The sequence below is a fragment of the Nocardioides sp. NPDC127503 genome (assembly GCF_040302165.1).
In the GTDB taxonomy this organism is placed as follows: Bacteria; Actinomycetota; Actinomycetes; order Propionibacteriales; family Nocardioidaceae; genus Nocardioides.
The window spans coordinates 1-1906 of sequence record NZ_JBEORH010000027.1; the positions used below are offsets into that span (position 1 = coordinate 1).

Consider the following 1906-nt stretch of genomic DNA (forward strand, 5'->3'; position numbering starts at 1 on the left):
GTGTTTCAGAAGATGATCTCGCCGGACTTGCGGCGGGAGCGGAGGAGGGCGATTGCCTCCCCTAAAAACAGAGATACTTTGCATTTAATTATCTTTAATATTTTTTCTATTGCTATGAGTTATAATCCACTAATACAAATTGTAAAAAGAAAGATGATTCATGACAATGAAGTAGAAGCCGATAAATTTGTCCTTAATAATATTAACAAAAATGAATTTAAGTCTTATGCGGAAGCTATTATGGATTCCGTACTAAAAACCCCATTTTTCAACAAAAATATATTAAGCCATTCATTTAATGGTAAAAAATCATTACTCAAAAGAAGATTAATTAATATAAAAGAAGCCAATTTGAAAAAGCAGTCAAAATTAATTCTAATTTTTATTTGTATTTTTACTTTTTTTATCATGATAATTCAAAGCCAGTTTTTAATGGGGCAATCCTTAACTGATTATAATTATAAAAAGCCCTTGCAAAGCGATTACCAAATTTTAGATGAAAGTAAAAATTTTGGTTCAAATAGTGGATCTTTCGTTATGTACAGCATGAAGAAAGACAAATACTATATTTATAATGAAAAAGAAAGTAGAAAAAGATATTCTCCTGATTCAACTTACAAAATTTATTTAGCACTGTTTGGACTTGACCGTCATATTATAAGTGATAAAAATTCACGTATGTCATGGAATCATAATCATTATCCTTTCGATTCTTGGAATAAGGATCAAGATTTAAATACGGCAATACAAAACTCAGTTAATTGGTACTTCGAACGTATTAGTAATCAATTATCAAAGAACTATACTTCTGATCAACTCAAGCAATTAAATTATGGTAATAAAAATTTGGGAAGTTATAAAGCCTATTGGTTGGAAGATAGTTTGAAAATATCTAATCTTGAACAAGTAATAGTTTTAAAAAATATGATGGAACAAAATAACCATTTTAGTAAAAATGAAAAGAAACAATTATCTTCTTCGTTATTGATTAGAAAAAATGAAAATTATGAATTGTATGGGAAAACAGGTACAGGTATAGTAAACGGGAAATATAATAATGGGTGGTTTGTAGGTTACGTAATTACAAATCATGATAAGTATTATTTTTCTACACATTTATCAGATGAAAAAGCCTCTGGTGAAAATGCTAAATTAATAAATGAAAAAATATTAAAAGAAATGGGTGTTTTAAATGGCCAATAAGCAAGTTGAAATATCTATGGCTGAATGGGATGTTATGAATATAATATGGAATAAAAAATCAGTATCAGCTAATGAAATTGTAGTTGAGATTCAAAAAAATAAAGAAGTTAGCGATAAGACGATTAGAACATTAATTACAAGACTATATAAAAAAGAGATTATAAAACGATATAAATATAATAATATTTATTTTTACTCATCAATTATTAAAGAAGATGATATTAAAATGAAAACTGCTAAAACCTTTCTTAATAAATTGTATGGAGGGGATATGAAAAGTTTAGTGCTTAATTTTGCGAAAAATGAAGAATTAAATAACAAAGAAATTGAAGAATTGCGAGACATTTTAAATGATATTAGTAAAAAATAAATAGATATAGGGTTCAAACATAATACATATATAAATTATGTTTGAACCCTATTAAATTAGATTTTTTATGAGATTAGTACATATATCAAATGGTGCCCATTTAACCATACCACGACCGGTAGGAATATTTTTATCTAGCATGTCTCGTGGTATATTACGGTAATCCATTTCATTAAATATATCTTTCATTATTCAATCACCTCAATCCTTATAGTTTCATTATACGAACATTTGTTCTGTTTTTCAATATAAAGTTTTTGGCAATATAATTGTTCGTGATGTTTTAGTATGATCGAAGAAATTTCTAATTTGATTTCGTTATCACGAGCTGAC

General features: G+C 26.9%; 2 protein-coding genes. Both read left to right on the forward strand.

Annotation, left to right across the window (positions count from 1 at the left end; genetic code table 11):
* The coding region (locus ABTW65_RS29365) for a penicillin-binding transpeptidase domain-containing protein (protein WP_350666720.1) at positions 1 to 1203 on the forward strand (1203 nt) is incomplete at its 5' end.
* A complete protein-coding gene (blaI, locus tag ABTW65_RS29370) occupies positions 1193 to 1573 on the forward strand; it encodes a penicillinase repressor BlaI (RefSeq protein WP_001284658.1) in 381 nt (126 codons plus the stop codon). The genes ABTW65_RS29365 and blaI, both read left to right, overlap by 11 nt.
* Positions 1574 to 1906 lie beyond the last annotated feature (333 nt).

What these genes read in the sequence shown, in the direction of transcription:
- blaI (WP_001284658.1), top strand. Translation starts at nt 1,193, where the DNA reads ATGGCCAATAAGCAAGTTGAAATATCTATGGCTGAATGGGATGTTATG.